This is a genomic window from Nocardioides sp. NPDC054178 (assembly GCF_055585005.1).
Genome location: NZ_JBVJKY010000003.1, coordinates 292,749 through 315,144 on the forward strand (window position 1 = coordinate 292,749; position 22,396 = coordinate 315,144).

31 protein-coding genes are annotated in these 22,396 nt (G+C 71.0%); 22 read left to right on the top strand and 9 right to left on the bottom strand.

The annotated features are described in order from the left end of the window. Positions 1-97 precede the first annotated feature (97 nt). From ACZ6WN_RS13965 to ACZ6WN_RS13980, 4 genes are all read left to right on the top strand, one after another. Positions 98-481 carry a PH domain-containing protein gene (locus tag ACZ6WN_RS13965; RefSeq protein WP_465865275.1) on the top strand — a complete coding sequence of 128 codons (384 nt, stop codon included), beginning with the start codon at positions 98-100 and terminating at the stop codon, positions 479-481. 124 nt (positions 482-605) lie between these two features. Next, on the top strand, positions 606-1,712 hold the full coding sequence (locus tag ACZ6WN_RS13970; RefSeq protein WP_465865276.1) for a ferrochelatase: 1,107 nt from the start codon (positions 606-608) through the stop codon (positions 1,710-1,712). Between the two features lie 25 nt (positions 1,713-1,737). Continuing rightward, positions 1,738-2,598: an inositol monophosphatase family protein gene (locus ACZ6WN_RS13975; RefSeq protein ID WP_465865278.1), complete on the top strand. Its 861-nt coding sequence runs from the start codon at positions 1,738-1,740 to the stop codon at positions 2,596-2,598. A gap of 265 nt (positions 2,599-2,863) precedes the next feature. Further along, entirely contained in the window at positions 2,864-3,154 is a 291-nt protein-coding gene (locus ACZ6WN_RS13980; RefSeq protein WP_040755057.1) for a DUF4193 domain-containing protein, read from the top strand. Positions 3,155-3,301: 147 nt separating this feature from the next. Here ACZ6WN_RS13980 and ACZ6WN_RS13985 read toward each other — a convergent pair whose 3' ends face one another. Both ACZ6WN_RS13985 and ACZ6WN_RS13990 read right to left on the bottom strand, forming a co-directional pair. Continuing rightward, complete coding sequence (locus ACZ6WN_RS13985; protein ID WP_465865281.1) at positions 3,302-3,616, bottom strand: DUF4235 domain-containing protein; 315 nt, start codon at positions 3,614-3,616, stop codon at positions 3,302-3,304. 35 nt (positions 3,617-3,651) lie between these two features. Continuing rightward, on the bottom strand, positions 3,652-4,110 hold the full coding sequence (locus ACZ6WN_RS13990) for a DUF3093 domain-containing protein (RefSeq protein ID WP_465865283.1): 459 nt from the start codon (positions 4,108-4,110) through the stop codon (positions 3,652-3,654). A 73-nt stretch (positions 4,111-4,183) separates the two neighbouring features. On the opposite strand from ACZ6WN_RS13990, the gene dut reads away from it, so the two are divergent. The 7 genes from dut (at position 4,184) to ACZ6WN_RS14025 (ending at position 9,624) form a co-directional block, all read left to right on the top strand. Next, positions 4,184-4,636 (top strand): dUTP diphosphatase, encoded by a 453-nt coding sequence (gene dut, locus ACZ6WN_RS13995; RefSeq protein WP_465865284.1) that lies wholly within the window; start codon positions 4,184-4,186, stop codon positions 4,634-4,636. A 52-nt stretch (positions 4,637-4,688) separates the two neighbouring features. Further along, complete coding sequence (locus tag ACZ6WN_RS14000) at positions 4,689-5,351, top strand: DUF3710 domain-containing protein (protein ID WP_465865285.1); 663 nt, start codon at positions 4,689-4,691, stop codon at positions 5,349-5,351. A 7-nt stretch (positions 5,352-5,358) separates the two neighbouring features. Further along, the gene (locus ACZ6WN_RS14005; RefSeq protein WP_160023048.1) at positions 5,359-5,730 is read left to right on the top strand and encodes an OB-fold nucleic acid binding domain-containing protein; all 372 of its coding nucleotides are present in this window, start codon (positions 5,359-5,361) and stop codon (positions 5,728-5,730) included. A gap of 11 nt (positions 5,731-5,741) precedes the next feature. Next, a complete protein-coding gene (locus ACZ6WN_RS14010) occupies positions 5,742-6,497 on the top strand; it encodes a DUF3159 domain-containing protein (RefSeq protein ID WP_465865286.1) in 756 nt (251 codons plus the stop codon). Further along, positions 6,494-7,537, top strand: a complete 1,044-nt coding sequence (locus ACZ6WN_RS14015; RefSeq protein WP_465865287.1) for a hypothetical protein — start codon at positions 6,494-6,496, stop codon at positions 7,535-7,537. The genes ACZ6WN_RS14010 and ACZ6WN_RS14015 overlap by 4 nt, the downstream gene beginning before the upstream one ends. Positions 7,538-7,564: 27 nt before the next feature. After that, on the top strand, positions 7,565-8,104 hold the full coding sequence (locus tag ACZ6WN_RS14020; protein WP_465865289.1) for a cell division protein FtsQ: 540 nt from the start codon (positions 7,565-7,567) through the stop codon (positions 8,102-8,104). Positions 8,105-8,184: 80 nt separating this feature from the next. Then, entirely contained in the window at positions 8,185-9,624 is a 1,440-nt protein-coding gene (locus ACZ6WN_RS14025) for a PepSY-associated TM helix domain-containing protein (RefSeq protein ID WP_465865290.1), read from the top strand. A gap of 13 nt (positions 9,625-9,637) precedes the next feature. Here ACZ6WN_RS14025 and ACZ6WN_RS14030 read toward each other — a convergent pair whose 3' ends face one another. Continuing rightward, complete coding sequence (locus ACZ6WN_RS14030; protein WP_328530436.1) at positions 9,638-10,048, bottom strand: Fur family transcriptional regulator; 411 nt, start codon at positions 10,046-10,048, stop codon at positions 9,638-9,640. Positions 10,049-10,164: 116 nt separating this feature from the next. Here ACZ6WN_RS14030 and rpmB point away from each other — a divergent pair, with 116 nt between their 5' ends. From rpmB to ACZ6WN_RS14055, 5 genes are all read left to right on the top strand, one after another. Then, positions 10,165-10,401: a 50S ribosomal protein L28 gene (gene rpmB, locus ACZ6WN_RS14035; protein ID WP_465865291.1), complete on the top strand. Its 237-nt coding sequence runs from the start codon at positions 10,165-10,167 to the stop codon at positions 10,399-10,401. After that, positions 10,401-10,706: a 30S ribosomal protein S14 gene (rpsN, locus tag ACZ6WN_RS14040; protein WP_465865293.1), complete on the top strand. Its 306-nt coding sequence runs from the start codon at positions 10,401-10,403 to the stop codon at positions 10,704-10,706. The genes rpmB and rpsN overlap by 1 nt, the downstream gene beginning before the upstream one ends. An 82-nt stretch (positions 10,707-10,788) precedes the next feature. Beyond that, positions 10,789-11,775, top strand: a complete 987-nt coding sequence (locus ACZ6WN_RS14045) for a permease (protein ID WP_465865294.1) — start codon at positions 10,789-10,791, stop codon at positions 11,773-11,775. Beyond that, on the top strand, positions 11,772-12,482 hold the full coding sequence (locus ACZ6WN_RS14050; protein ID WP_465865296.1) for a TIGR03943 family putative permease subunit: 711 nt from the start codon (positions 11,772-11,774) through the stop codon (positions 12,480-12,482). Before ACZ6WN_RS14045 ends, ACZ6WN_RS14050 begins: the two co-directional genes overlap by 4 nt. Before the next feature lie 6 nt (positions 12,483-12,488). Next, positions 12,489-13,010 carry a hypothetical protein gene (locus tag ACZ6WN_RS14055; RefSeq protein ID WP_465865298.1) on the top strand — a complete coding sequence of 174 codons (522 nt, stop codon included), beginning with the start codon at positions 12,489-12,491 and terminating at the stop codon, positions 13,008-13,010. Between the two features lie 45 nt (positions 13,011-13,055). On the opposite strand, the gene ACZ6WN_RS14060 is transcribed toward ACZ6WN_RS14055, so the two are convergent. Next, positions 13,056-14,609: an FAD-dependent oxidoreductase gene (locus ACZ6WN_RS14060; protein ID WP_465865300.1), complete on the bottom strand. Its 1,554-nt coding sequence runs from the start codon at positions 14,607-14,609 to the stop codon at positions 13,056-13,058. A 73-nt stretch (positions 14,610-14,682) separates the two neighbouring features. On the opposite strand from ACZ6WN_RS14060, the gene ACZ6WN_RS14065 reads away from it, so the two are divergent. The 6 genes from ACZ6WN_RS14065 to ykgO all read left to right on the top strand — a co-directional run bounded on the left by ACZ6WN_RS14065 (position 14,683) and on the right by ykgO (position 17,302). Next, positions 14,683-15,240, top strand: a complete 558-nt coding sequence (locus ACZ6WN_RS14065) for a helix-turn-helix domain-containing protein (protein WP_465865301.1) — start codon at positions 14,683-14,685, stop codon at positions 15,238-15,240. Positions 15,241-15,320: 80 nt separating this feature from the next. Continuing rightward, complete coding sequence (locus ACZ6WN_RS14070; RefSeq protein WP_465865303.1) at positions 15,321-15,581, top strand: type B 50S ribosomal protein L31; 261 nt, start codon at positions 15,321-15,323, stop codon at positions 15,579-15,581. Continuing rightward, positions 15,581-16,702, top strand: a complete 1,122-nt coding sequence (locus ACZ6WN_RS14075; protein WP_465865304.1) for a GTP-binding protein — start codon at positions 15,581-15,583, stop codon at positions 16,700-16,702. Before ACZ6WN_RS14070 ends, ACZ6WN_RS14075 begins: the two co-directional genes overlap by 1 nt. A 31-nt stretch (positions 16,703-16,733) precedes the next feature. Next, positions 16,734-16,910: a 50S ribosomal protein L32 gene (gene rpmF / locus ACZ6WN_RS14080; RefSeq protein WP_465865305.1), complete on the top strand. Its 177-nt coding sequence runs from the start codon at positions 16,734-16,736 to the stop codon at positions 16,908-16,910. A 27-nt stretch (positions 16,911-16,937) separates the two neighbouring features. Further along, positions 16,938-17,174, top strand: coding sequence for a 30S ribosomal protein S18 (gene rpsR, locus ACZ6WN_RS14085; protein WP_141804807.1), 237 nt, complete (start codon positions 16,938-16,940; stop codon positions 17,172-17,174). A 5-nt stretch (positions 17,175-17,179) separates the two neighbouring features. Beyond that, a complete protein-coding gene (gene ykgO / locus ACZ6WN_RS14090; RefSeq protein WP_045547214.1) occupies positions 17,180-17,302 on the top strand; it encodes a type B 50S ribosomal protein L36 in 123 nt (40 codons plus the stop codon). A 98-nt stretch (positions 17,303-17,400) separates the two neighbouring features. Here the strand turns inward: ykgO and rpmG are convergent, their stop codons facing one another. The 5 genes from rpmG to ACZ6WN_RS14115 all read right to left on the bottom strand — a co-directional run bounded on the left by rpmG (position 17,401) and on the right by ACZ6WN_RS14115 (position 22,384). Next, on the bottom strand, positions 17,401-17,571 hold the full coding sequence (gene rpmG / locus ACZ6WN_RS14095) for a 50S ribosomal protein L33 (protein WP_465865306.1): 171 nt from the start codon (positions 17,569-17,571) through the stop codon (positions 17,401-17,403). Positions 17,572-17,695: 124 nt separating this feature from the next. Beyond that, a complete protein-coding gene (locus ACZ6WN_RS14100; protein WP_465865308.1) occupies positions 17,696-18,061 on the bottom strand; it encodes an HU family DNA-binding protein in 366 nt (121 codons plus the stop codon). Beyond that, positions 18,058-19,743, bottom strand: a complete 1,686-nt coding sequence (locus ACZ6WN_RS14105) for an ATP-binding cassette domain-containing protein (RefSeq protein ID WP_465865310.1) — start codon at positions 19,741-19,743, stop codon at positions 18,058-18,060. The genes ACZ6WN_RS14100 and ACZ6WN_RS14105 overlap by 4 nt, the downstream gene beginning before the upstream one ends. Then, positions 19,740-21,395 carry an ABC transporter ATP-binding protein/permease gene (locus ACZ6WN_RS14110; RefSeq protein WP_465865312.1) on the bottom strand — a complete coding sequence of 552 codons (1,656 nt, stop codon included), beginning with the start codon at positions 21,393-21,395 and terminating at the stop codon, positions 19,740-19,742. The genes ACZ6WN_RS14105 and ACZ6WN_RS14110 overlap by 4 nt, the downstream gene beginning before the upstream one ends. Then, positions 21,392-22,384, bottom strand: a complete 993-nt coding sequence (locus tag ACZ6WN_RS14115; RefSeq protein WP_465865314.1) for a nitroreductase family protein — start codon at positions 22,382-22,384, stop codon at positions 21,392-21,394. The genes ACZ6WN_RS14110 and ACZ6WN_RS14115 overlap by 4 nt, the downstream gene beginning before the upstream one ends. Between the last annotated feature and the right edge of the window lie 12 nt (positions 22,385-22,396).

Below are 22,396 nucleotides of genomic sequence, written 5' to 3' on the forward strand. Positions count from 1 at the left end.
GACCGGGCACCGCGCCGCTACATTGTCCGCCGTGCGGAATGGGAATCTGGTTCACGCCTACGTCGGCAGGACTTGGGTCGCCGTCATGGTGACGGGCTTGCTGATCGGTTTCGGCATCTGGGGCGTCGGGTTTGCCGCCTACCAGCACATGCTGCCGCCGGCCGGGTACCCGATGGCTGTTCTCGTCAGCGCGGTGGCTTCGGTCGGACTGCTGGTCGGGTTCCGCAGTCGGCTCAGCGTCACCCGGAACGGAGTGGTCCTGAGGTCGACATTCTGGAGTCGGACGATCCCCTGGGCCGACATCGCGGACGTGGACATGTTGTTCCAGCGTACGTGGGTGCGCTGCCGGGACTCCCAGGGCAGGATCACCGTCATCCTGGCAACCTCGGCCTGGCATCCTCGGCTGAACGCATGGATCCGACGCGACAACGAGGCGCTGGCGACATTGCTCTGGACCGAGAGCCGGCGTTCCGAGGTGTGACCAACATGGACCCCGGGCCCTCGGAAGTTCGACCTCTCGGCATCAGATGTCGACTCCTCGCGGTCAGAAACTGACTTCTCGGCGCCAGATTTCGACTCTTCGGGGCGATCAATATGATGGGGTCGTGGATGTCTCTCCTTACGATGCTCTGCTGTTCGTCTCTTTCGGGGGGCCGGAGAAGACCGAGGACGTGGTGCCGTTCCTGGAGAACGTGACCCGGGGGCGGGGGATCCCGCGGGAGCGGCTGGTCGAGGTGGGGCAGCACTACTTCGACCGGGGCGGGAAGTCGCCGATCAACGACCAGAACCGGGCCTTCCTGGCGGCGCTGCGCAGCGATCTGGCCGAGCACGGGATCGACCTGCCGGTCTACTGGGGCAACCGCAACTGGGACCCCTACCTGACCGACACGGTCGCGCAGATGCGGGCCGACGGGATCAAGCGGGCGGCGGTCTTCGCGACCAGCGCCTACTCCTCCTACTCCTCGTGCCGGCAGTACCGCGAGAACCTCTTCGAGGCGTGCGACAAGACCGGTGACGTCGAGAGCGCGCCGGTGCTCGACAAGCTGCGCCGCTACTACAACCACCCGGGCTTCGTCGCCCCGGTCGTGGACGGCGTGCTCGCCTCGATCGAGGACCTTCCCGAGGGCCAGCGCGACGGCGCACGGATCCTGTTCGTGACCCACTCGATCCCGACCTCGATGAACGACAACGCCGGCCCCGACGGCAACGCTTACGTCGCCCAGCACCTCGACGTGGCCGCGGTGATCGCCGATCAGGTGGCGCAGCGGCGTGGGGTCACCCACGAGTGGGACCTGGTCTACTGCAGCCGCTCCGGCGCCCCGCACATCCCGTGGCTCGAGCCCGACGTGAACGACCACCTCGAGGACCTTGCGGGCAAGGGCGTGGACGCGGTGGTGATGTGCCCGGTCGGCTTCGTCTCCGACCACATGGAGGTCGTCTACGACCTCGACACCGAGGCTCTGGCCACCGCCGAGAAGCTCGGGATCCAGGCCCGTCGCAGCCCGACCGCGGGGGAGGACCCGCGCTTCGTGGCCGCCGTACGCGACCTGCTCCTCGAGCGCGCCGCCGCAGAGCGCGGGGAGGCCCCTGAGCGGCCCACGGTCGGCGACCTGGGCCCGGGACCCGACCGCTGCCCGGCGGGCTGCTGCTTCAACCAGCGCTCGCAGCTGCCGACCCTGTCGGGAGAGGACTCGCCCCAGTACTCCGCGTGATCACCCGCGGCATAGGGTCGGCCTCATGACAGAGCATCCAGCGCCGGCTCAGCCCGCCCCCAAGCCCGGAGACCTGCTCGCGCTCGCGGTGGTGACCGCCCGTGCGGCCGCCGATCTCGTCCGAGAGCGGGCCGCCGGCGTCGTCGAGGTGGCGGCCACGAAGTCCACCGCGACCGATGTGGTCACCGAGGCCGACCGGGACACCGAGGCCCTGATCCGGCGGCTGATCTCCCAGGAGCGCCCGGAGGACGCCTTCTTCGGCGAGGAGGGTGAGGAGACGACCGGCACCAGCGGCGTGCGCTGGATCGTCGACCCGATCGACGGCACCGTCAACTTCCTCTACGGCCTGCCGCGCTACGCCGTCTCGATCGCCGCGGAGTACGCCGGCGAGGTCGTCGCCGGAGCGGTCGTCGACGTGCCCGCAGGCACCCTCTACGCCGCCTTCCGGCAGCCTGACGGGTCGGCCGCCGCCGTCAAGGACGGAGAGCCCATCGGTGTACGTCAACCCGCTGAGCTCGGGCAGCGGCTGATCGCCACCGGCTTCTCCTACGACGCCGAGCTCCGCCGGGTTCAGGCCGAGGCACTGGTGCGGTTCCTGCCGGTCGTACGTGACGTTCGTCGCATCGGCTCGGCAGCTCTGGACATCTGCGGGGTGGCCGAGGGGACTCTCGACGGCTACCTCGAGGAGGGGCTGCACCTGTGGGACCATGCCGCAGCCGGCCTGGTGGCGGAGGCCGCCGGTGCTCGCTGGGAGGCGACGACCGGCATCGGTGGTCGCCGGTTCGTCATCGTGGCACCAGCCCATGGCTACGATGAACTACGGAAAGCGGCTGTTCAGGCCGGTTTTCTGCCAGTTGACTCGCTCCCGGGTGTCGTACCCGACTGAAAGCCGCTGGTTGATGTAGATCTATGACCGGCCGGGGGCCGGGAAGGTCCCGGAGCCCCGTTGGTACAGCCGCGTTCACCCACCCGAAACTCACTGCTCATCTATCCCCGTGATAGGGAATACCGCCAGATGACAGAACGTTTCGGCGACGCGGATCCGGTTGAGTGTGCGAAATGCACGTTGATGGTGCACAATCACGGGCCGTGCCGCTGCCCTCGGGGGCGCGCGGGGGGACTGAAGATGAGTGAGAAGGGGAGTGGCGCATATGGCGACGGACTACGACGCACCGCGTAAAAATGAAGAGGACCAGTCCGAGGAGAGCATCGAAGAGCTCAAGGCTCGTCGTCACGACAAGAACTCGGGCAAGGTTGACGAGGACGAGGCCGAGGCGGCCGAGTCGTTCGAGCTCCCGGGAGCCGACCTCAGCCACGAGGAGCTCGCGGTCGAGGTCAAGCCGAAGCAGGAGGACGAGTTCACCTGTATGAGCTGTTTCCTGGTCCACCACCGCAGCCAGCTGGCTGACGAGAAGAAGATGATCTGCTTCGACTGCGCGTAAGCGCTGTCGAAAGCCGTCGAGTCGGCGCGTTTGTATAGCTTGCGCTAGCAAGCGCTTTGTACAAACGCGCCGACTCGACGGAAAGCCCGGCGCAAGCCGGGCCGATAAGCAAAGGCCGCACGGAATCCGTGCGGCCTTCGCTCTATCTCAGGACTCGTCCTTCTCCAACTGCTTCGGCAACCGCCCGACCGACCTCACGTAGTAGTTGGCCGCGCGCCGCTGGGCGAACATCCGCGCCAGCGCAACGGTCGCGCCGGTCGCAGCAGACCAGAGCACGGCCTCCACGAGGCGTACGTCGGGGTCGGCGGGGTTGGCCGGCGGCTTGCGTCCGGTGGACGCCTTCCAGCCGGAGGAGAGGAGCTTGTTGGTGACCTTGGCGGCCCCGATTCCGCTGACGAGGGCCATGATCGCCCAGACCTTGTCAGCCTTGTCGGCTTTGTCAGCCTTGGTGGACTTGGACATGGCTCGAGCCTAGGCCATGGCCCGCGGGTTGCCGCTCAGAGACTCGCTCGGAGCGCGTTGACGGTCTTCGCGAGGGCCACCGGGTGACGGGTGAAGAGCAGCCAGTAGGGCGTCGGGTCGGCCGGGTCCTCGATGGTGACCCGCACCGCGCGCTTGAGATAGGGACGCAGCAGCAGGTACGCCCTGGCGTCGGCGTCACGCCCGGCCAGGTGATGCGCCTCGGTCTCCTCGAGAGCGACCGCCTCGCCGAGGAAGCGCGCCTCGATCCGGGCGGGCCCGGCGCGCAGGACGCCGTCGGCGATCGTGATCCGGGCGTTGCCGAAGGCGATCATGGCCAGCGCGAACAGGCTGGCGATGGCCGCGGTGATCCCCCAGGCGAGCGCGGCCGGGACCCACAGGATGACCGCGATCCACAGGGTCGCCAGGAACATGACGCCCTGGACCCACCACCGCAGCGGCACGGTCAGTCGCTCGTCGTACGCGGGGGTGCTCACGAATCGTGAGTTTTTCACGTCGGTCAAGCCAGTCACGAATCGGGTGAGCCTCTCAGCATCTAAGGTGCGGGTTGTGTCTGATCTCGAAGTAGCCATGGTCCGTCTCGACGCCGAGCTGCCGCCGCCTGCCTACGCCCACCCGGGCGATGCCGGCGCCGACCTGCGCACGACCGTGGACGTGACCCTGAAACCGGGCGAGCGCGCGCTGGTGCCGACCGGGATCGCGATGGCGTTGCCTGAAGGGTACGTCGGCCTGGTTCACCCGCGCTCCGGGCTGGCCGCCAAGCACGGGCTGTCCATCGTCAACGCCCCCGGCACCGTCGACGCCGGCTACCGCGGCGAGGTGAAGGTGGCGCTGATCAACCTCGACCCCGTCGAGGCGATCGAGCTTCGCCGTGGCGACCGGGTCGCCCAGCTGGTGATCCAGCGCGTCGAGCAGGCTCGTTTCGTCGAGGTCTCCGAGTTGCCGGGCTCGGTCCGTGGCGATGGGGGATACGGTTCTACAGGGGGCTTCTCCAGCCGCTGAGGAATCAGTGTTAGATAGGTCTCCTCACAGAGTCACCGCAACCTGAAAGCAGATGGTCGTGAAGTTCCGTCGCAAGTCCACGCCCTCCCACCGCGGAGAGCCATCTGCCTCGGTCGAGGACGGGCCGATGGCCCCCGAGCGGCCGGTGCCGGCGGCTCCCGAGATCGGGCCGTTCGACATCGACTCCGTCCCCGACGGGCTGATCACCGGCGACTGGGTGGACCTCGGCTCGATGATGCTCGCCCCGGCCCCGGGCAAGGAGCTGCGCCTGCAGGTCGATGAGAAGTCCGGGCAGATCGCGGCCGTGATGCTGACCGCCGAGGACGGCGCGATGGAGCTGCGCGCCTTCGCCGCCCCCCGCAACGGTGACCTGTGGACCGAGTCGCTGCCGATGCTGCGCGAGGACGTCCAGCAGCGTGGCGGTGCCACCGCCGACCTGGAGGGCCCGTGGGGCACCGAGCTGATCACCCAGATGAAGGTCAAGCTGCCCGACGGCCAGCCGGCCGTCCAGCAGACCCGCATCATCGGCGTCAACGGCCCGCGCTGGATGCTGCGCGCGACCATGATGGGCCGCCCCGCGATGGAGCCGACCGCCGGCAAGGAGTGGGAGAAGCTCCTCGAGCGGGTCGTCGTGCGCCGTGGTGAGGGGGCCAAGCCCAAGGGCGAGGCGCTCGAGGTGAAGCTGCCGCCCAACGCGCGCCGCGTGGAGAAGTGAGCCGGCGGTGTCCAAGGGTCGGCTGCGAGCCAAGCTCAGTGAGTGGGCCAACACCGCCTCGATCGACGCGAGCGAGATCCGGGCGGCCTACGTCGCCAAGGATGTCGCCTCGATCGCCGACGCGCCCGACCGCGAGCCGGTGCGGCTGCGGGGGACTTTGCGTACGATCACGCTGCGACCCCGCGGCGGTGTCCCGGCGCTGGAGGCGGAGCTGTTCGACGGCTCCGGCACCCTGACGATCATCTGGCTGGGACGCCGGCGCATCGCCGGGATCAGCCCGGGCCGGTCGCTGCAGGTGCAGGGCCGCATCGGCCGTACCGATGGCCAGCGCATCATGTTCAACCCACGCTACGAGCTGATACCGGACCCCAACGAGTGAGCCAACCACACGTGAGCCCCACCTCTGAGACCCCCGCCGACGACGGCCCCGCCGACGACCAGGCCGGCGAGCATGACCACAACCATCCGACGGTCGACACCGTCGAGGCGGTCGTACGCCGCCAGATGTCGGCCGGGCTGGGCGGTGTGCGCGGGATGCTCGAGGCCGGCGTGCCCGGGCTGGTCTTCACCATCGCCTGGCTGGTGGTCAAGGACCTCAAGGTCGCGCTGATCGCCTCGGCGGCGACCGCGGCTGCCTTCTTGGTGGTCCGGCTCGTGCAGCGCTCGAGCCTGCAGTACGTCGGCAACGCGATCTTCGGCATCCTCATCGGCTTCGCGGTGGTGCGGCTGGCCCAGTCCATGGGCGGCTCGGCCGAGGAGCAGGCGCTGGCCTACTTCCTGCCCGGCATCCTGATCAGCCTCGGCTACACCGTCGTGGTCGGCGGGCTGTGCCTGATCGGCTGGCCGATCTTCGGCTTCTTCATCGGCATGGCCAGCGGCGATCCGCTCGAGTGGCATCAGGACAAGCAGATCGTGAAGCTGTGCTCCCGGCTGACCTGGCTCTTCCTGGCCCCCGGCGCGATCGGGGCCGCCATCCAGGGTCCGATCTGGTTCCTGGCCTGGAGCGGCGCGATCGACCGCGACTGGGCCATCCTGGCCCTCGGCATCCTCCGCACCGGCCTCGGCTGGGTGCTGCGGATCGCCTGCTACGGCACCATGATCTGGCTCCTCGCGCGCAACCACACGCCGGTCCAGCGAGCACGATGAACCTGCGCGCGGCCGTCGCCGCCGCGCTCGTCTCGCTCTCCGTCGCCGGATGCGGGAACCTCACGGCCCTCGGCAGCGGCAAGGAGCCCTTCTCGCTGCCCGTGGGGCCGAGCGAGTGGGATGCCACCGCCCCGGCCTGGTACGCCGACGGCACGCTGCACGTGGGGGAGCGGACCGTCCGGCTCGGTGAGCGTGTGGACCAGTTCGTGCTGGGTGCGACCGGCGCCTACTGGATGCGTGGTGAGACGCTGTGGTTCACCAGCGCCGAGGGTGAGACGGAGAAGGTCGAGAAGGTCGGGTGGGGCAACCTGGCGGTCTCGGCGGACCGGTCGGTCTTCGCGACGGTGGACCAGTCGCGCGGTCCGACCGACGAGTTCGGCACCCACGTCCTCCAGGTCGCGGCCTTCGACACGCGCACCGGCGAGCAGCTCTACCGAACCCCTGACCGCGAGCCCGACGAGGGCGCGGACCTCGCCGACCTCTACGGCGAGATCATGCCGCTGCTGATCGGGGTCAGCGACGAGCGCCTCTTCTTCGACGGGGCCACCATCGATCTCGACGATGCTTCCACGACGCAGGCGAGCGAGGGGCCCGACGGGGAGGTCTACCAGGAATATGCCGAGACGCTGTTCCCCGACGGCTTCCGCGTCTATCTCGAGGGCGAGGGCCGACACCGGCAGGTGAGTGAGACCTGGCTGTCCGGGGTGGGGCTCCTCTCCCCGGACCGCAGCACGATCTTCGACACCAGCCAGTGGCCCACCGAGGCGGTGGCCTATGACGCAGCGACCGGGCGCCAGCGTCCGATCGACGCTCCCTGGGAGCACTTCACGCTGGCCGGTTGGAGCGACGAGCACACGTTCTTCGGCGTGGCGCAGCACATCGACGAGAACGCCGCCAACGTGCTGCGCGCTCAGCAGGTCGTCACCTGCGAGGTACGGACCCTCGCGTGCACGCCGGTGAGCCCGGTGATCCCGACCGACGACGAGGACCAGGCCGGATATCCGACCTTCCTCGTCGAGGGCGCGGCCAACGAACTCTGAGTGCGCGGTTCGGATACGGTGCTGCGCGTGGAGCTGCGAGTGGTGAGGCCGACGCGTGGAAGCGCGTGGCTCTCCCTGCTCGCGACGCTCGAGATCATGACCGGTGCCGCTCTGGCCCACCTGGCCGCAGGCGGAACGCTGCCGAGCGCCGGCTGGCTGGTCGCAGCGGCCGTGGCCGTCTTCGGGTCCGGGATCGTGGTGCTGCAGCGCCGGGTCGGTCTCCTTGCCGGTGCAGTTCTGGCCGGACTGTCCCAGCTGGGCCTCCACGAGGTGTTCGTCGCCTTCTCCGCGGCCCCCGGCACCGAGCACCAGCACGGCGTCAGCACCTCGCTCGGCTCCGCCGAGGGTGTCGCGATGCTCCTGGCCCACGCCTGTGCCGCGGTGCTCTCCGTCGTGGTCTGGGTGCTGCACCGCCGGGCCCTCGCCGTGGCCGTACGCCGTCTCCCGGAGCCACGCATCGCCCCTGTCGGCCGCCTGCTCGCCGAGGTGCGCGAGATCGTCCCGCGACCGGCCCTGTGGGCCCATGTCTCTCCGCGAAGGGGACCGCCGAGGCCGGCCGGCCTCTGAGATCCCACTGCGAGCACCACCGGGTGAGTCCCGGTGGCTGTCTCGCGTACCCCGAAGAACTCGCGAGAAGAGAACCACGGATGTCCGTTCCGACCCCCTCCCGGACCGCCCCACCGGCCGAGCCGGAGACCGCCCGACAGACCGAGCCGCCGCTGCGCGGCTGGTGGCCGACGATCCGGCCGCTGGTGCTGCGGCTGCACTTCTACGCCGGGGTGCTGGTCGCCCCGTTCATCCTGGTCGCCTCGGTGACCGGGCTGCTCTACACCATCGCCCCGCAGGTCGAGCAGATCGCCTATCACGACCTGACCCATGTCACGCCGGCCGGCGAGCGGGTGCCGCTCGCGGAGCAGGTCGCCGCCGCCCGGGCGAGTCACCCCGACGGTGAGATCCTGCGGGTCGACGTGCCGCCCGCGGCCGACCGCAGCACCCGGGTGGTCTTCACCGACGAGAGCGTGCCCGACGACTACGCGATGTCGGTCTTCGTCAACCCCTACACCGCCGCCGTCGAGGGCCAGGTGCGCAGCTACGGCCAGTGGCTCGGGTTCCGGGCGTGGCTCGACGAGCTGCACCGCAACCTCCATCTGGGCGCCGTCGGGCGCCACTACAGCGAGCTCGCCGCGAGCTGGCTGTGGGTGGTCGTCCTCGGCGGGCTCGTGCTGTGGATCGGCAGGGCTCGCCGTGACCGGCGCCTGCGCCGGCTGGTCACCCCCGACCTCACCGCCACGGGGCGTACCCGGGTGATGTCGTGGCACGCCGTCATCGGGGTGTGGCTCCTGCTGGGCGTGCTGGCGCTGTCGGTCTCCGGGCTGACCTGGTCGCGCTTCGCCGGGGCGAACATCGGCGAGGTGCGTACGGCGCTGTCGTGGACCGAGCCCACGCCGGCCACCTCGCTGCACACCGGCGCCGCGGCCGAGCACGCGCATCACGGCTCCTCGGGTGCGGCGGCGCACACCGGTGACCCGGATGCGGTCTTCACCGAGGGAGCAGGTGTCGACGGCGTGCTCGCGACCGCGCGCCACGAGGGGTTGGGCGACCCGCTCTACCTCGTCCCGCCGGCCGACGGGGCCAGCGCGTGGACGGCCGCGGAGAACAAGCGTGACTGGCCGACCCGCTACGACGCGATCAGCGTCGACCCCGCCACAGGCAGGATGCTGGACCGGGTCGACTTCGCCGACTGGCCGATCATGGCCAAGCTGACCGACTGGGTCATCGGCGCCCACATGGGCATCCTGTTCGGCATCGTCAACCAGCTGGCGCTGGCGGTGCTGGCGATCGGGCTGATCGTGACGACGCTGCTCGGCTACCGGATGTGGTGGCTGCGACGGCCACCCGGCTCGGCAGGGCTGCGGTTCGGCCGGCCGGTGCCACGCGGAGCCTGGCGCCGCCTGCCCTGGCCGGCGCTCACGGCCACGGTCCTGGTCACCGCCGTGGTCGGCTGGTTCGTCCCGATGCTGGGCGTGAGCCTCATCGGGTTCCTGGTCGTCGACGCCACGCTCGGTGCGGTGCGTCGCCGCAGCTGACCCCGGCTCCGACTCAGGCGGCGCAGGCGGCGCAGAGACCGAAGATCTCCACGGTGTGGTTGACGTCGGTGAAGCCGTTCTGCGCCGCCACCTTGTCGGCCCAGGTCTCCACGGCCGGGCCCTCGATCTCCACGGCCTTGCCGCAGCTGCGGCAGACCAGGTGGTGGTGATGGGTCGTGGAGGCGTCGCCGCACAGTCGGTAGGTGGATTCACCGTCGGGCTTGTGGATCACGTCGGCGAGTCCGTCGTCGACGAAGATCTGCAGGTGGCGGTAGACCGTGGAGAGGCCGATCTTCTCGCCGTTGGCCCGCAGCGTGGCGTAGACGTCCTGGGCGCTGCGGAAGGTGTCCTCGGCGGCGAGAGCCTCCTTCACCGCGGCGCCCTGGTTGGTTGCGCGCCGCTTGACCTGCTGGGTTGGTGCCATGAGCGACATGTTAGTCGGTATCGGTATGGATCCCGTGTCGAGCAGGGCGGTCGATGACGCGGCGTGAGACACGTGTGCCATAATGGGAACGATTCCTAATAAGACGAAAGGCTGCCATGTCGCGTACGTGTCAGGTCACCGGAGCCCGCCCCGGCTTCGGCAACAACCGCCCCTGGTCCAAGAAGGCGACCCGACGACGCTGGGAGGTGAACCTGCAGAAGAAGACCTACTACGTCCCGAGCCTGGGCCGGAAGGTCACGCTGCGGCTCAGCACCAACGCGATCAAGCGGATCGACGTACGTGGCATCGACGCCGTCGTCGCCGAGATGCGTGCCCGAGGGGAGAGGCTCTGATGGCGAAGAAATCCAAGATCGCGGCCGAGGCCAAGCGTCGTGAGATCGTGGAGCGGTACGCAGCGCGTCGTGCCCAGATCAAGGAGCTCATCCGCACCGCCGAGCCGGGCTCGGCAGAGCAGGCCGAGGCGGTCCGCGCCCTGTCCCGTCTCCCGCGCGACTCCTCGCCCGTACGCCTGCGCAACCGCGACCAGGTCGACGGCCGCCCGCGCGGCTATCTGCGCAAGGCGGGTGTCTCCCGGATCCGGTTCCGCGAGCTCGCGCACAAGGGGCACCTGCCCGGGATCACCAAGTCCAGCTGGTGACTCCGGAAAATCCTAACCGGAACCATTCCGAGTCGGCGAGGCGCACCCTGCGCGCCCTCGGGCTGTGCTAAAAACACGCACCATGAGCACGAAGACCCCGGTGCGGGCAGCCGAGAAGTCCGGGTTCCGGCTGGGGCAGACAGAGGTCGTGGCGATCGTCCTGCTCGCCATCCTGCTCTCCCAGCGCTGGCTGCTGCCGCTGCTGGACCACGACCTGTTCAACACCTGGGGCACGATCTTCGTCGCCATCGTGGTGCAGTCGGCCCCGTTCCTGCTCGGCGGCGTGCTGCTCAGCGCGGTCATCTCGACCTTCCTCTCGGAGAAGGCGCTGAGCAGGATCGTGCCCAAGAGCCCGGCGCTCGGGGTCCCGGTCGCGGGCCTGGCCGGGATCGGGCTGCCGGGCTGCGAGTGCGCCGCGGTGCCGGTGACCAACTCACTGATCCGTCGTGGCGTGGCGCCCGCGGTCGCGCTGACGTTCCTGCTGGCCGCGCCGGCGGTCAACCCGGCGGTGCTCGTCTCGACGGCGGTCGCGTTCCCCGGCCAGCCGGTGATGGTGCTGGCGCGCTTCCTGGCCTCGCTGATCACGGCGGTGGCGGTCGGCTGGATCATGCTCGCCCGCGGCAAGCTGCTGCTCGAGCGCCTGGCTAACCTGGGGCGCGACGAGCACGCTCACGACAGGTCGTTCCTGGGCAACGTCAGCCACGACTTCCTGCACGCCTCCGGCTTCCTGGTGCTGGGCGCCATGCTGGCCGCGGCGGTCAACACCTTCGTACCCCGCTCGGTGGTCAACACCGTCGCCGGTCAGGCGGTGCTGGGGATCGCCACGCTGGCGCTGTTCGCGTTCATCGTGGCGCTCTGCTCGGAGTCCGACGCCTTCGTCGCGGCCTCGTTCACCGCCTTCTCCGACACCGCGAAGCTGGTCTTCCTCGTCGTCGGCCCCGCGATGGACATCAAGCTCGCCTCGATGGAGGCCGGCCAGTTCGGGATGGGCTTCGCGCTCCGCTTCGTACCCTTGGTGATCATCACGGCGGTCGCCTCCGCCGTCGGCATCGGATGGTGGCTGCTGTGACACGGACAACGCAGGCCCTGGTCGTCGGCTTCCTCGGTGCCGTCCTGCTCCGGCTCTCGCTCGGCGAGGGCTATCTGCGGTACGTCACCGACTGGATGAAGTGGCCGCTGGTCGCCACCGGTGTCGTGCTGCTCGGGCTGACCGTGTGGATGCTGCTGCGTCCCGCGCCAGCGGAGGACGGCGACGACCATGAGGGCCACGACGGGCACGATCACAAGGTGCCGGCGATGACCTGGCTGGCGATCGTGCCCGGCGTGATCGTCTTCGTCGCCAGCCCGCCGTCCCTGGGCGCCTACCTCGCCGAGCGACGGGCCGACGACCCGGTCGCGGCGGCCCCGGATGCCGAGATCCTGCCGCTGCCCGCCACCGACGGCCCGGTCGACGTCGAGGTCGCCGAGTTCATGTGGCGCGCCGGCGTCGAGGACGGCTCGACGATCAAGGACCGCGACGTACGCCTCACCGGCTTCGTCAGCACCGACGAGAACGGCAACTGGTACGTCACCCGCATCGCCATCGCCTGCTGCGCCGCCGACGCGAGCGCCTCACGGGTGCGGGTGGAGGACTACGACGACGCCCCGGAGCGCGACTCGTGGGTCGCGGTCACCGGTCGCTGGGTCGAGGGCACCGCGCCGGGCGGCAAGTCGGAGACGGCGATCGAGGCCGTCTCCGTCGAGCCGCGCGAGGCGCCGGCCAACACCTACCAGTGAGCATCGATGGGTGACCCGAGACGCTCCGGCAACCCCGCCCGCCGGGCGCAGGCGGTGCGTGAGCCGACCTGGCGCGACCGGCTCCCGCACCCGCGTGCGCTCATCATCGGCGTGCTCATCGCGGTCGCGATCGGCGTCGTGGTGCTCACCCGCGACCTGGGCGGTGGCGACGCTCCGGCGGTCTCGGCCCCCTCGGGTGCGACCTCGTCGGCTCCGGTTGCTGCGGGCCCGGTCGCATCCCTGGAGGAGTTCTGTGGTGCCGTACAGACCATGGCGAACGCCCATGCCACCCAGATGACCACCCCGAACGACGAGAACGAGACCGCGCTCGGCCTGGCGGCGACGGACCTGCAGTCGATGGGCGTTCCCGAAGGTACGCCGGCAGCCGCTGTCGAGGGCGTGCGGATGATGATCGAGGACGCCCTGCGCACCGGTCGGGGCCAGGACCCGCTGGCGCGCAGCGACGCCCAGAATCTCGCCTACGAGCGCCTCGGCGAGTTCCTCACCGAGAGCTGCGGCGCGGCCTAGCCGGGACTGCGTCTCCGACGCCGCCCGGAGCGGACGCGAGTCACATCAGCGCCGACGGAGCAGGACGACCGAGTCCTCGAGGGTGGCGGGCTCGCCGGACGGGCTGGTGACGGGACGGTCGCGGTGCTCGAGGACGACCGTCTCCCAGGCGTCCTCGGGCAGGTCGAGTGCTTCCAGCTCCTCCTTGGCGTCCAGGAAGCGGTGCTCGCGCGCGGCGGCGTCGGCCCACGACGGTGCGGCGGCGTGGGAGGTGACCAGAAGGTGTCCGCCCGGGGCCACCAGGTCGGCAGCACGCCGCAGGATGTCGGTGCGTGGGAGCTCGACGGGGGATTGGAAGAAGCTGGCGGTGACCAGGTCGTAGCTCCCGTCGAGGCCGGCCGGCGAGGAGAGGTCGGAGACGACGAACCGTGCCTGCTCCTCGGAGAGGCCGGCGGCCGCGGCGGCCTCACGGCCGCGGGCGACGGCGTTCTCGGAGATGTCGATTCCGGTCGCCTGCCAGCCGTGCTGCGCCAGCCAGATCACGTCGGCGCCCTCCCCGGAGCCGAGGTCGAGCGCGGTCCCGGGCGAGAGGTCGGCGGCGATGTCACCGAGCACCGTGTTGACCTTGCCGGACCAGATCCGGTCGGAGCCGGCGTACCTCTCCTGCCAGAAGTCCACCGGGGCCGGCCCGGACACGGCGCGGTCGAAGTCGTCGGTCACCAGGGTCGCGTTCACGACGCTGCCGGCCATCGTGCCGGCACTCATGCTGATCGGCACGTTGGCCATCGGGTTGGAGACGTTCCCGACGGCCCAGATCCGGTCGCTGCTGGTCTTGCCGGTCGCGTCGACGGCGAGGAAGCTGCCGACCGGAGTGTCGGCGCGGTCGAGGCCGAGATGGGCCAGGAAGCCGTCGTGCGGCCGTAGCGTGCCGGCGGTGAAGATGGCGCCGACCTCGGTGGTCGACCCGTCCGCGGTGCGCACCGCGGTGACCTGGTCGCCCTCGCCGAGCACCTCGGTGACCGGAGCGGTCACCAGGGTGATCCCGCGCGAGAGCAGCCGCTGCTCGTCGGCCTCCTCGAGCGGACCGAGCCCCGCGGTGAAGACGACGACGTCCTCGCTCCACTGCCGGAGGAGCTGCGCCTGGTGCATCCCGAGCGGTGAGGTGGTCAGGACGCCGATCCGCCGGTCGCGCACCTCCCAGCCGTGGCAGTAGGGGCAGTGCAGGACGGTGGTGCCCCAGCGCTCGGCCAGTCCGGGGATGTCGGGAAGCTCGTCGGTGACTCCGGTGGCGACGATCGCGATGCGGCCGGTGAGCCGTTCGCCGTCCTCCAGGAGGACGCTCACTCCCTCCTCGGTCTCATCGAGGCGGGCGACGCGCCCGGGACGGATCCCCACGTCGTACGCCGCCAGCTCCTCGCGTCCTCTGCGCAGGAGCTCGGCAGGGTCGATGCCCTCGTGGCCGAGGACGCCGTGCATGTGCGTGGTGAAGCGGTTGCGGGGCAGGCCGGAGTCGACCACGAGGGTCCTGCGGCGGGAGCGGCCGAGCATGAGAGCCGCGGAGAGCCCGGCGGCACCGCCGCCGATGACGATCGCGTCGAGGTGTTCTGCGTGTGCGTTCATGTCCTCCAGTTCAGTGGCACAATGAAGAAACGGCAAGGATTCTTGCTGAAATGGCAAATGGGAGATGGAGCACATGATCGACGAGCTGAAGCAGGTCGGCCCCCGGATCCGGGCCATCCGGCACAGCAAGGGCTGGACCCTGGAGCAGCTGGCCGCGATGGCCGAGATGTCTCCGAGCACGCTGTCCCGGCTCGAGTCGGGCAAGCGCCAGGCGAGCCTGGAGCTGCTCATCCCGCTGACCCGCCACCTCGGCGTCGGGCTCGACAGCCTGGTGACCCCCTCGGTCCCGGACCCGCGCATCCGCCGGCCCGTGATCCGCAAGGAAGGCATGGTGATCGCGCCGCTGACCCCCGAGGGCTCGCCGGTCAGCACGTTCAAGATCACCTACGAGCCGGTGACCGAGGTGCCGGAACCGCGGGTCCACGACGGCTACGAGTGGCTCTACGTCATCTCCGGGAAGCTCCGGCTGCTGCTGGGAGACCGCGACCTGGTGCTGACCCGGGGCGAGGCCGCCGAGTTCGACACCCGGGTGCCGCACGCGATGTTCGCGACCGGGTCGCGCCCGGCGCAGGTGCTGAGCATCTTCAACAGCGACGGCGTACGCATGCACACCCACACCGCCGAGGAGTGATGTTCGCCTCGATGTGAGCGATGGGGACGCGATGTGAGTAAGATGAGAATCGTTATCATTAACGAAAACGGGAGGTCCCCATGAAGCAAGGCATCCACCCCGTCTCCGGGCCGGTCGTCTTCCGCGACCGCTCGGCGGACACGCTCTTCCTGATGCAGTCGACGATCCTCGAGCGTCTGGCCGAGGACCACGAGCGGGTCACCTGGGAGAACGGCGAGAGCTACCCGGTCGTCGACGTCGACGTCTCCAGCGCCAGCCATCCGTTCTGGACGGGGCGGGGCCGGGTGGTGGACACCGAGGGCCGAGTGGAGCGGTTCAAGCGCCGCTACGGGCGCGGCTGATGAGCGCGCCCAGGCCGCGGTCGTCGCCGCGCAACCTGTCCCGCCCGAAGGTGCCGGTGATCCTGGTCGGCGGGGTCGCGGAGAGCGCGATGCTCTCGGCGACCATCTCGCTCCAGTTCGGCCTCCCCGACGCGGTCATGGTGCGCCACGTGATCGACCCGGAGCGCCAGCTCCTCACCCGCGTCGTCAGCGACCTGAGCGGGGTGATCGAGCACGAGGAGATCAACCTCGCCCACGCCTGCGTCGCCTGCGCGATCCGCGAGGACATCGTGCCGACGCTCGAGCGTCTCGCCGCGCAGGGCCGCTGGGGAAGCATCGTGGCCTGCCTGCCGGTCGCCGCCGAGGCGATCCAGGTCTGCCGGGTGCTGGCCTGGGCCCCGCGGATGGCGCCGCACATCGCGGTCGCCGCCGTCGTCGCGGCGCTCGAGGGCGCGACGGTCGCCGAGGATCTCCTCGGTCCCGATCTCCTCGACGAGCGTGGCCTGGCCACCTCCGAGGACGATCGTCGCGGGGTCGCCGAGGTCGCCAGCGCGATCGTCGAGTACGCCGACGTCGTCAGCATCACCGAGACCCCCGACCCCGAGGAGGAGTCGCTGGTCGCGACCCTCGCCCGCCCCGGGACGCCGGTGGTGACCGATCCCTCGCTCCTGGACGCCGCCGGCCTGGTCGCCGGCGTGCACCGCCACCACGCGGTGGAGGCCTGGGTCGCCGAGGTGCGCCGCAACCCGCTGCCGCCGCTGCCCGAGGGCGGCGCCTGGCGGCTCGACCTGCGCTCCGAGCGCCCGATCCACCCGGTGCGCTTCCAGGAGGAGCTGGAGGTCCTGGGCGGTGGCCCGCGCCGCTCGCGCGGCTGCTTCTGGGTGCCGACCCGGCCCGACGACATCTGTGTGTGGGACGGGGCCGGCGGTCAGGCGAGCGTGGGCTCGACCCAGAAGTGGGGCCGCACCGATCGGCTGACCCGGATCGTCGTGGTCGGCATCGACGACGAGGCCGAGGAGATCCCGCGGGCCTTCGAGCGCGCCCTGCTCACCGACCAGGAGATCGCCGGGCGCGGCCAGATCTGGGAGGAGTCCTGGGACGGGCTCGAGGACTGGCTCGGCCCCATCGGCCGCGCCGCCTGAATCGCATCACACCACCCCGAAGGAGGCCGCCATGGCCGTACCCAAGCGCAAGCTGTCGCGCAGCAACACCCGCCACCGCCGCTCGAGCTGGAAGGCGACCCCGGTAGCGCTCGTGCCCGTGACCGTCGACGGCCAGAGCTACGACGTACCCCGTCGCCTGGTCCGTGCGGTCCAGCGCGGCTACCTCGACCCTGCCAAGCTCCGCTGAGCGACTCTGCCGAAAGGAACCGATCAGATGCCCAAGCGACCGCCGTCTCCGGTCCGCAAGCGGCGCAAGCCGCTGCTGGCGCCGGACGTGACCTACGTCGACTACAAGGACGTGCAGCTGCTGCGTACGTTCATCTCCGACCGCGGCAAGATCCGCTCGCGTCGCGTCACCGGGCTCACCCCGCAACAGCAGCGCGCCGTGACCAAGGCGATCAAGAACGCCCGCGAGGTCGCGCTGCTGCCCTACACGAGCACGAAGGGATAGTTCCCATGAAGGTCGTCAACTCCATCCGCTCGCTGAAGAACCAGCCCGGTTCCCAGGTCGTACGCCGCCGCGGCCGGGTCTACGTGATCAACAAGCTGAACCCGCGCCTGAAGGCCCGGCAGGGCTGATCGGACGCGCCGACGGCGCCGAGTCCCTGGTCGGGGCTCGGCGCCGTCGTGTATCGGGAGCCATGATCGCCAGAGGGCGGCACGGCGTGCTGCGAGTCTCAGCGTTCCTCGCGGAACGCGACGTGGCGTCGCACCACCGGGTCGTACTTGCGCAGCACGATCCGGTCAGGAGTGCTTCGGCGGTTCTTCATGCTGATGTAGGTGTAGCCCGTGCCTGCGGTGGAACGGAGCTTGATCTTGGGGCGTACGTCCGATGACCTGCTTGCCATGCTCGACCTCTAATACTAATGACAACGGTTATCATCAATAGTGTAGCGCGAGGACTCAAGAGCAGAAGACGCGAGAAGGGCCGGATCGAAGATCGATCCGGCCCTTCTCAGGTATCCAGGGGACTCAGCCCTTGGCGACCCGCTCCTTGAAAGCGGAGCCGGCCTTGAAAGCCGGGCCCTTCGAGGCCGGGATCTTGATCTCGGCGCCGGTCTGCGGGTTGCGGCCGGTGCGAGCCGAGCGCTCGCGCGACTCGAACGTACCGAAGCCGGGCAGCGTGACCTTGTCGCCGTTGGCAACGGCCGCGCTGATCGCCTCGATAGCGGCACCCAGGGCGGCGGAGGCCTGCGTCTGGGTGATCTCCGCCTGCTTGGCGATTTCGCTCACCAGGTCGGTGCGGTTCATGCGATCTCCTTTAATCGTTGATCCGAGCCGCAAAGGTTGACGAGATGCGGCTCGTCGCCAGCGTAGGCCAGACCTGGAGATCTTCAACGTTCACGCGCCGCGTGTCCCGCGTGGTTACGCGGTTTGCGGGCCTTCGGGGAGACCTCGGAGGCCTTGCTCGGGGCGATGTCGACCACCCGGTCCATCGCGGCCAGCGTCTGGGGACGGTGGGAGACGACCAGCATCGTGGCCGGGATGGTGGCGAGCAGGTCGCTCACCTGCCGGGCGGAGGCCTCGTCGAGGTCGGCGGTGGGCTCGTCCAGCATCAGGATCCGGGGATGCCTCAGGACCGCGCGCGCCAACCGCAGCCGTGCTCGCTGACCACCACTGAGGCGCAGGCCGTCCTCGCCGAGGTGGCTCTCCACAGTGACCGTGGGTGCCAGGCCGAGCCGGACGAGCAGGTCCGCGATCTCGGCATCGGTCGTCGAGGGACCGGCGACCGCCTCGCGTACGGTGCCGGAGAAGAGCGCGCCGTCCTGCTCGACCGTGGACAGCACCGCCCGGAGGGCGGCGTCCTCGACGGCCGAGATCGGTACGCTGCCGCCGGCCGCGTCGGTGAGGTCGACGGTCCCGGTGTCGGGGTCCCAGAGCCGGCTGGCGAGCGCGACGACCGTGGACTTGCCCGCTCCTGAGGGCCCGCGGAGACCGACGTGCTCCCCGGGGGCGATGGTGAGGCCGAACCCGTCCAGGACCCGCCGCTCGTCGTACCCGAAGCCGACCTCGCTCATCCGCAGACCGAGCGGGCCCTCGGGCAGGGGCGCCCGCGGCGTCTCACGGGTGAGCACGGACGGGCGGGCGAGCTCCGCACCGACCCGGGCGGCGGCCGCGCGCAGCGCGGGCAGGCGTGCGCAGGTCGCGGCGGCGTCGGCGACCGGGGCGACCGTCGCGAGCGCGAGGACGACCAGGGCGGCGACGTGCTCGGCGGCGACGTCACGGCCGAGCACGCCGACCAGCACGCCCACGCCGGCGAGGGTCACCGCGGCCTCCCGCGCTCCGGCGAGCACGCGATGGGTGGTCTCGAGCCGGCCCGCGGCGCGGGCGGCCACGGCGCCGGTCTCCCCGATCTGACCGCGGACGGGTTCGTGGATGCCGTAGCCCAGCACCTCGCGAAGGCCGCCGAGCACGTCGACGACACGGTCGGAGAGCGCGCCGGTCGCCTCGACGACCTCCTGCCCGAGAGCCTCCAGGCGGCGCCGGCCGAGCGGAACCGTCGAGAGCACGAGCGCGAGCGCCGTGAGGGTGACCGGTGCGAGCGCCGGCTCCACGAGGACGAGGAGGACCAGGCCGAGGAGCGCGTTGAGGGCCGCGGCGACGAGCTGGGCGACGGTGTGGGCGTAGAAGAACTCCAGGCGCTCGGTGTCGGTCATCGCGGTCGAGGCGGCGCGGCCGACGTTCTCGCGCCGCCTGGTCGGCAACGCGACCGCGTAGCGGTCGAAGAGCGCCATCCGGAGCCGGGCGAGCACCCGGAACGCGAGAGCGTGGGAGGCATCCATCTCACCCCAGGTCAGCAGTGCCCGGAGGATCACCAGGCCGGCCAGCAGGGTCCAGAACCAGCCCGGCGGGGCGTCGCGCAGCACGACGGCCTGGCCGACGGCGGCGGCGAGCAGCACCGAGATCGCGCCCAGGCACACCTGGCTGACGACGACCAGCGCGATGGTGGCGAGGATGGCGCGGCGCTCGCCACCGAGATGGCGGAGCAGTGCGGTGAGAGGGCGGGCTGGTGCGGTCATACCCGGCTCCTGTCGAGCAGCGGAGCCAGTCGGCCGTCGCTGAGCTCGAGGATGCGCTCCACCTCGTCGAGCGACTCCTCGCGATGGGCGACGACGATGACGATGCGGTCGGCCGAGAGCCGGGCGAGCGTGGCAGTGACGGTGCGCGCCGAGGCCGGGTCGAGGGCGCTGGTCGGCTCGTCGGCGAGCAGGACCGGCCGGTCCGAGAGGACCGCCCGGGCCAGCGCGATCCGCTGGCGCTGACCACCGGACAGGCTCGCTCCGGCGCTGGCGATCGGGGTGTCGAGACCGGTGGGGAGGCTGCGTACCTCCTGCTCGATGCCGGCCGCCGCGCACGCCTGCCACAGGTCTTCCTCGCTCGCGTCCGGGCGGGCCACGCGGAGGTTCTCCCGGACGGTTCCCTCGAAGAGGACCGGGCGCTGGGAGACCACGGCCACATCGGAGGTACGCACCGGGCGCCCGTCGAGAAGGACCCGGCCGCCGGTGGGGGAGAGGTGGGTGAGGACCAGGTCGAGGAGGGTGGTCTTCCCGGCGCCGCTCGGGCCGACGACGGCAGTGACGGCGCCGGGCTCGAAGCGCACCCGGACGTCGTCGAGGATGGCCGGGCCGTCGGGGTAGGCGAACGAGACGTCGTCGAGGACGAGTGCCGCCGAGGGCGACACCGTCCGGTCCGCCTCGGCCGGGCCGCTCGGGGCGTCGTGATGCGTGCCGACCCCGAGCCTGCGGAGCGCCGGGACGGCGGAGGTCCCGAGGTAGCCCGCGTGCCAGGCGCCGGAGAGGTCTCGGATGGGCCGGAAGACCTCGCTCACGAGCATGAGCGCCAGGTAGAGCTCGGCCGGCGGCACCCCGGTTCCGCCGACGCTCGCGACCAGCGCGAGCCCGGCGGCCGCGACCGTGCCACCCTGGACGGCGAGGTCGATGAGCGCGGTGTCGAGCAGGGAGGTACGCATCACCCTCACCGTCGCGCGGTGCAGGTCCTCGCTCCGCCGGACCATCCGGGCACGGGTCCTGTCCACCTGCCCGAGCAGACGCAGCGTGGCCATCCCGCGCAAGGCCTCGAGCAGGTCGGAGCCGAGGCCCTCGTAGGTGTCCCAGTGGTCGTCCGAGCGCCGTCGCATGAGGCGCTTCCACAGCAGCGGAGCGGCCAGGGCGCCAGCCGCAGCCAGCCCCGCGATGAGGCCGGTGAGCGGGTGGAGGAGCGCCAGCAGGACCGTCACCGACGGGATCAGCACGAGCGCCTGGGCGAGCGCCGGCAGATAGCGGGTGACGTACGCGTCGACCCCGTCGACCCCGTCGACCAGGGCCGTGCGGAGGCCGCCGTCTCGCCGGGCGGGGTCGTGCAGCGCCTCGGGGACCAGGACGCCTCGCAGCGCCTCGTCCCGCACCCCCAGGCGTACGTCCTCACCCAGTCGTCCCGCAGCGCTCGCCTGCAGCCAGGAGAGAAGCCAGCGCGCCGCCACGATCCCGGCGATCCACAGTGCTGCCGTCACCGCGCGGTCGTCGTCGTGATCGACGACCGCGAAGAGGCCTTGGGCCAGGGCGTAGGCCTGCGGGAGATGGGTCGCGGTGACGAGGACCTGCAGCCCGACGGTCGCCGCGGCAGGGGCGGGGTGTCGCAGCGCGGTGCGCAGAAGCAGCGTGTCGACCATCATCCGACCGCTCCGTCCTCGAGGACGGCGATGGCATGGACCAGCGGTCGGGTCCCCGTCGCCGGTGCGCAGAACCCGGAGACGGCGCGGACGCCATGGCCGCGGGCGGTCAGGGAGTAGGTGTGCCGGGCGGCCTCGCGATGGACCTGCCACAGCCGGGCACAGCCGGTGGCGTCGAGCCGCGGCGGGCGCGGCCAGCCGAGGACACGGTCGGCGCCGAGCACCCAGGCCTGGCCGCTCTGCCGCGCGGTCTCGGCGCCGGGCCCGATGGCGGGGACTTGGCCGCGACGCTCGAGGAAGCGTTCCAGCCCGGGGCTGCGCCGCGAGCAGATCGCGGCGGAGGCGACCTCGTCGAGGTGCGGGTCGCGGGGCAGCCCGATCCGGGCCAGAGCGATCTCGGGCACGAGGCCGCGCTCCAGCCACCAAGCGGTCTGCGCCGCCGGCGGCAGGCCGAGGGCGCGGCGGGCGGCGGCGAGTTCGAACCAGTCCTCGGCCAGGTGGGCGCCCGGGACCAGGAGGAGCAGTGCCTCCAGGGCGTACGCCGCATCAGCGACCCACAGCGGCCACGCCCGGTGGCGGTAGCGGCCGAAGGTGCGTCCCGGCTGGACCGTGAGCACGATCTCGGCCTGGTCCGCCGCGCGCAGGTCCGGTCGTGGCTCGGAGCGACGTACGAGCATCTCGGTCGACGGCTGGTAGACGTAGCGGCCGGGGCCGAGCGGTCCGCGGTCCCCGGGTGGGACCACCAGGTGCCACTGCACGGGGTAGGAGCCTCCCGCGGAGGGGACCGCCCGGCGCGGGATCCTCGTCGGGCTCCCGTCGGGGCGGAGATGGTGACCGTGTGCGCGCCACAGCCGGTGGACGGCGGTCGCTACCGTGCCGCTGACCTCGACGAGCTCGCCGGGCCAGCGGTTCTCGCGGGGTCCGGGCGGCAGCGGATCGCCCGGGAGGTCGGGGGAGAAGGCGGTCTCCAGCAGCGCCGTGCTCGCGGTCATCTCGAGTCTCCT